Annotated in this window: 3 protein-coding genes; all 3 read right to left on the reverse strand. The window is 37.3% G+C overall.

Annotation, left to right across the window (positions count from 1 at the left end; all coding sequences use genetic code 11):
* Positions 1-262 precede the first annotated feature (262 nt).
* Positions 263-3,409: a DEAD/DEAH box helicase gene (locus QMA00_RS15835; RefSeq protein ID WP_076923236.1), complete on the reverse strand. Its 3,147-nt coding sequence runs from the start codon at positions 3,407-3,409 to the stop codon at positions 263-265.
* Between the two features lie 426 nt (positions 3,410-3,835).
* Entirely contained in the window at positions 3,836-4,798 is a 963-nt protein-coding gene (locus QMA00_RS15840) for a transcriptional regulator (protein WP_076923235.1), read from the reverse strand.
* Positions 4,799-4,813: 15 nt separating this feature from the next.
* Positions 4,814-6,052 (reverse strand): AAA family ATPase, encoded by a 1,239-nt coding sequence (locus tag QMA00_RS15845; protein WP_008464468.1) that lies wholly within the window; start codon positions 6,050-6,052, stop codon positions 4,814-4,816.
* Positions 6,053-6,204 lie beyond the last annotated feature (152 nt).

Consider the following 6,204-nt stretch of genomic DNA (forward strand, 5'->3'; position numbering starts at 1 on the left):
TAACAACACATCAACTACAAGCATAATAATAGACCCAGCCATTTGTGATTAGTTCAAAATAAATTAAATAAAAAAATAAATATTTTTAAAAGCAAAAAAAAGCCAGCGCATTACTGGCTGGCTTAATCATTACTATGTCTAGTAACTACTATATGGGATATCAACATGAAAGCTTGGAGAAACTGCAATTTAACCAAGCATATTAATAGACGCCTACAATTTAAATAAGTTCAAAAACTCGTCATGATTTTTTAAAATTATTTTAGCTTTTAATTAAAGACAGCATTTGTTGTTCGTCAAACTGGGTAAAACTCATTGATTTTTCAGTAAATAATGCATCTACAAGCGCTTGCTTATCTTGCTGCATTTGAAATACTTTTTGTTCAATAGAGTTAGCCATAATTAGTTTATAAACAAACACTGGGTTTGTTTGCCCAATTCGATAAGCACGATCGGTGGCTTGTTTTTCAACAGCTGGGTTCCACCATGGATCAAAATGAATAACAGTGTCGGCTTGGGTTAAATTAAGCCCTGTACCACCGGCTTTTAAGCTAATTAAAAACACGGAAGTGTTACCACTGGTAAATTCGTCTATTACTTTATCGCGATGGCGCGTTTGCCCAGTTAGCATACTAAAATTAATATTTAGCTCATTTAAACGCTCGGCAATTAAATCAAGGGCAGAGGTAAACTGGCTAAATATAATCACTTTACGGCCAAGGCTAAGCATTAAAGGTAAGTGACTCGATAACCATTCTAATTTAGCACTGGCAGCCTCAGTTTCAGGTTCAATGAGTTTAGGATGACAACAAATTTGGCGTAACTTTAATAAAGCTTCTAAAAAAGCGAGTTTACTTTTTTGTACGCCTTGCTCGGCAAATAAATCAATCAGTTTTTCTTCAAGCGCACGAGTTATACCTTGGTACATATCTTTTTGTTTAGGTTCAAACTCAAACTCTTTTATAAGTTCGGTTTTTTGCGGTAGCTCTTGAGCCACTTGGGCTTTAGTACGGCGCAAAATAAACGGCATAATTAACGCTTTTAGTTGCTCTGCACGTTCAATGTTGCTTTCGCGTTCAATAGGGCCTTGAAAATGCTGCTTAAAGTGCGCCTGTGAACCTAAAAGCGAGGGCATTGCAAAGTCGAGCAATGACTTTAATTCAAATAAATTGTTTTCAATTGGGGTGCCACTTAAACAAAGCTTAAAGTCGGCATTTAAACGCTTTACCAACCGTGAAACTTGTGCGGTATCGTTTTTAATATACTGGGCTTCATCAAGAATAATGTTTTCAAAATACAGCGGTGAGTAATAAGCAATGTCACGTTTTAATAGCGGATACGTGGTTAAAATACATTGCGCTTGTGCCAAATGCTGCAACGAATCATTTCGGTGTGCACCAAAAATAGTGGTCACTTTTAAGCTTTTTGCGAACTTGGTAATTTCGTTTTGCCAATTACTCACTAAACTTGTAGGGCACACAATAAGCGTAGGTCCTGCTTGCGGTGTATTGTATGAGCTTGCTAAGTAGGCAATCACTTGTAACGTTTTACCCAAGCCCATATCATCCGCTAAAATCCCACCTAACTGATTACGCTTTAAAAAGTTAAGCCAAGCCACGCCTTCTTGCTGATACTCTCTTAATACTACAGAATCGTGTAAGCCATGAATGGCAGTGTTAGGTGATAGCAGTGCATCGTTATTTAGTTCATCAAGGTAACGCTCTAATGACGGGTCATGTAGCTCTACATTAATAGCTGTGTGCTGAACTAATTCAGGTAAGTATGAAAGCGGAATGTTAAATTCGTCACGGGTTTTAATAAATTCAAACCGCAGTTTAAACTCAATTAATAAATTAAACGCTGCTTTATCAATAACCCCAAATTGACGGCCAACAGGGTAGTAATAAAACAATTCACTTTGACGGTTTAACGATTCATAAAGTTTATTATTTACATTTAATAGGGTAGCTACTTTGGTATCGTTTAACATTACTTTACTATGCATTTGATGATTTGCAGCTCTGTTTACATGCAATGAGATTTGGCTTTTAGTATCTGCAACATTAACTTTGCTCATTGATACTTGCCAACCGCGTTGTTTAAAGCTGGGAAGTACCTCGTGAACTAGCCAATGTAAGTGAATAGCCGATTCCTGACTAAAAATAAACTCGCTGTGTAAACCCCCTTTACAAAAATCGAAGCCTAAGTTGACTAACTCATTGGTAACGGTATTTTCAAAGGCGCTATTAATTAACTTTGCAGGCGCGGTGCCCGCTAAATAGTTTTTATTTTTATACTTAAACGATAAGGAAATAGCCATTACTGAGCCCGACATGCTGACTTTAAGTATGGCATTACTCAACGACTTAACAGGCGTGCTTGGTGTATTAGTAGGGTGGGGAATAACACCTACACCAAAGTTATCAGCAAGCTGCTTATAAATTCGGTCAAAGTTTGTATCGTGCAGCGCCGGTATAGTTTGTAAGTGCGCAATTTCATCAGCACTGAGGGGCGTACGAATACGGCCTAATTTATATTTATCTAAATCTAAGTAGATGGGCGGCGTTGTTTTAATTAACGCCCAATTAGGAATTTGATCCAAGTGAATTTTTAACTGGGTTACCTCTTTTTGTTTTTCCCAAACAAAGTTAAGAGGTAAACCAGGTTGCGCTTTAATAGGTACTCGAGAGCGTTGTAAAAATAATCTGTCTGTGGCAAGTAATTGCTGCAGCGCATTAAAACCCCATTGCCCTTTAAGCTCAATATTACCGACCGCATTTTGCGATCGGATCCAGCTATATAATCTAAAATCACTTTCGAGCAAATCGCTAGGGGTTACAAAACTATTAAGCTGTTGCTCAGTTAAATTTCGCCCAAGTGCATAATTATTATTTTTATCGTAGTTGGCAATTTTAGGGGTTAAAAATACTTTGTTGTTTTCTATGTCTAATACAAACAGTAATACTTGCGAGGGTTGAGCTTGGTCGGTGTTTTTAAGTGCGCTTAGTTCACTAAACCAATCATTAATAAAATAATCTTCACCGTACTCACCAGAATGCTCAATTTTAAGCTTTAACAAAATAGCGGCCAAATGGCGGCATTTAGTTTTAACATTACAGGTACAGTGGGTATCGACCGAATAACCAGTTGGTAATTTACTGATCTCAATACGTTGGTTGAACGCGATTCCTTTATCACCTTGCACCGTAGAGTCAACCACAGAAAAATCTGCATTATGTTCTAACCAACTGATTTGGCCGTTTTTATAGTACGATTTTCCTTTGGCCAACACCGCGGGTTTAAATAATTTTTTTATGAATCGCTCAGAAAGAGGGAACTGGGTAGCCTGCTCATTTTTAATTTCTTCAAAAATAGCCATTAAATCATTTTTTGATAAGTTAGCAGACATGTCACTCAAAGTATTAAAATTTAAAAACAATTTTTCCAGTATATGCCTTATCAGCGCTGAGCTAAAGCAATATTATTTTTAAAATAAACTGGTTGGATCTGATTGGTTAGTAAAAAATTGGTTTATAGCGAATTGGCGATCATTGTTTAATTTTGCTCACTAAAAAAGCACGTTTAAATTACAAAATAAAAACAATTAATTAACTTTAAAAGGAGATTTAGTTAGGCTTAGATCAGGTTTTTACTAACAAGGTGAAAAATGGCATTAAAAGGAGGTGTTTAGTTAGTAAAAATATGATCCTTGATGGTTTAAGCCATGTTTTTAGCCTTTTTATGCCACTAAAGATCAGATTTTTACCAACTAATTAAGAGGGCTAGATCACTATTTAACTAACCCACCCCCTTTTACAGATCACGATATTACTAACTAATTAAAGGCACTTAATAACTTAGTAAGTTGCTCTAAGCGCTTGTCTGTCATCACTTTATTATTTATTTTAATTGAAACGTCACCACTTTTAAGGTTACGTTGCACACTAATAAAGTCATTTTCTAAAACCGCTTCACGTTTTGATGCTGTTTTAGGCTCTGCAGTTAGGTATTTAGTAATTAGCATAGCGCGCTTATCGTCGGCTTCTAAGGCGTTAATTTCATCATTGCTGGCAAGTGCAACAACTAACTCGTTAAATGCTTCCTCATCGCGCTCCTTTGCGTTAATCAGCTTTTTAGCAACTTCTCTACCAACATGATTAGCTGTTGGGTAAAGGGCTATAACATCTGCAGATATTTGCTCATACGCTTTTATCGCATCAGCAATCGCTGTATGCGATACCCCTTCAATAACAGCAATTTCACGGTACGAGCCTTTTTTTCCTTGTTGAATAAGATCGTTTTTAGTTTGCTGATACGCTTGACCCAACTCCCAAAGACTAGGGGCAATGTATTGATCTGATGAAACCGCAAGTACTTTGGCATCTTGCTCGCTAAAGTCACTAGAACTCAATACGAGGTAGTCTGCGCCACCTAAAATACAGGCTTTACGACGTCTAGAACCAGCTAATACAAGGCTCATATCACCTTGCTCCCACAATAGAGCAGGGTGCTGATTACGGCCATCTTCTTTAATAGCAGGAAGAATATCTGCGACTGACTTTTCGTTTAAAAGCGCTTGTACGCGACGATTTTTACCATAAACTTGGGTCGATTTTTCAATCTCGTTGTGAGCAATCACTTTACAAACAAGCGTTATTTCCCGGTTAGGATCACTGGGAGCAGGCATACGAATAACATCGCCTGCATTGGCTTGCTCTAAAAGGGCATCTAAGCTGCTACTGCCAACAGCGGTTGCAAAGGGATCTAAGCGGGTGTCATTTTTACGTTTTTTAGCCATTTTTAGTCAACATCCTTACTTAGGCGTATTTAATTTAGATTGAGTGGATTGCCAATTAGAACGAATTAGCATTTCGAGTTCATCCACTACATCTTTGATATTTTCTTGTGCGCGCATTAATGACTCTCTACTTGCTAAGCTGTCAGATGCTTTTTGGTCAAAGATAGTATTGAACGACGATGAACTGGCGGTAATTGCTGAACTATGATTAATAGGATAGCTCATTACTTGGCGACCAAAAGCACTACGCACATCTTTAACTATGTCGCGTTGTGAGTGATTGCCTTTCACATAATTAGTAACTAAAAATTGCATGAAATCCCAACCATCATGGCCAAGAGCGGCAACCGTATGATAAATCTCACCTAAGCGTTTTAAATATTTATTATTTGCATCAAAGTCTACCGCTTCAGGGTGAACCGGAATTAGCATCGCCGTTGAAGCCATTAATGCATTGTAAAACATAAAGTTAAGCGTTGGCGCTGTATCAATTAAAAGAATGTCAAACTCATCTTTTACCGGATTTATTACTCGTTCTAGTAGTTTGTGGTAATGGCGTGTTTGCTCATAATTGGAGGTGTCTTTGAGTAATGTTGCTGTTTCGTGCTCAAAATAAAAGTCATCCATACCTGATGGTAAAACACGAATATTAGGAATATGTGTTGGTAAAAAAGAGTTAGACACAAATTCAGGCCATGTTTCACCTTCATCAAGGTCAATGCAATCACGCATCAAATCACCAACGGTAATTGGATCGGGCTCTGAAGATGGGAAAAAGCTTGATGATGACCCTTGAGGATCTAAATCAATTATACCGATACGGTAACGTTTAATGTTAGTGGTAGCGAGTGCAGCAGCAATGTTAACCATGCTTGTTGTTTTACCACAACCACCTTTTAATGAATTAATAACAATAACTTGGAGTTTGTCTGTTGATGCGCGGTGATCAGGCTGTATGTCCATAATATCAGCCATAGCAAAAATATTAACTAAGGTGTAGGCATAGTGGCCGTTTGCACCGCGTTTTATATTTAAATCGTCAAAGTCGCCATTGTCATGGCGTCTTTTTAAGGTACGATTATTACAGCCAAGTAAATCAGCTGCTGCTTTTTGGGTGTAAGTTCTTAATTCTTTTTCTTCAGATTTAAGATGGGCGCGATAATGTTGGATACGTCCTTCTAGTGATTTTTCAGCAACTTCTGCGGTTGCTTTCAAAAGTCGATAAGTATCTAGCGCGTTTTTATTGATAGACATACTTTATTCCTCAAAGTTAGGTGTTTAGTATAATGTCCATTCAATTAGCTGTAAACAACTATTTAAGGCGACATGTCTTTTAAATACATGACATATAAAATAATTTTTACACCTTTAAGATTGCTTAGTATAAATAAAGAAGTTTAAGTATG

The sequence above is a fragment of the Pseudoalteromonas sp. APC 3694 genome, assembly GCF_030407565.1.
GTDB lineage: Bacteria > Pseudomonadota > Gammaproteobacteria > Enterobacterales > Alteromonadaceae > Pseudoalteromonas > Pseudoalteromonas tetraodonis.

Bases quoted from the DNA above. Each gene is read 5' to 3' on its own strand.
- QMA00_RS15840 (WP_076923235.1), bottom strand. From the start codon at position 4,798: ATGGCTAAAAAACGTAAAAATGACACCCGCTTAGATCCCTTTGCAACC.
- QMA00_RS15845 (WP_008464468.1), bottom strand. From the start codon at position 6,052: ATGTCTATCAATAAAAACGCGCTAGATACTTATCGACTTTTGAAAGCA.
- QMA00_RS15835 (WP_076923236.1), bottom strand. From the start codon at position 3,409: ATGTCTGCTAACTTATCAAAAAATGATTTAATGGCTATTTTTGAAGAA.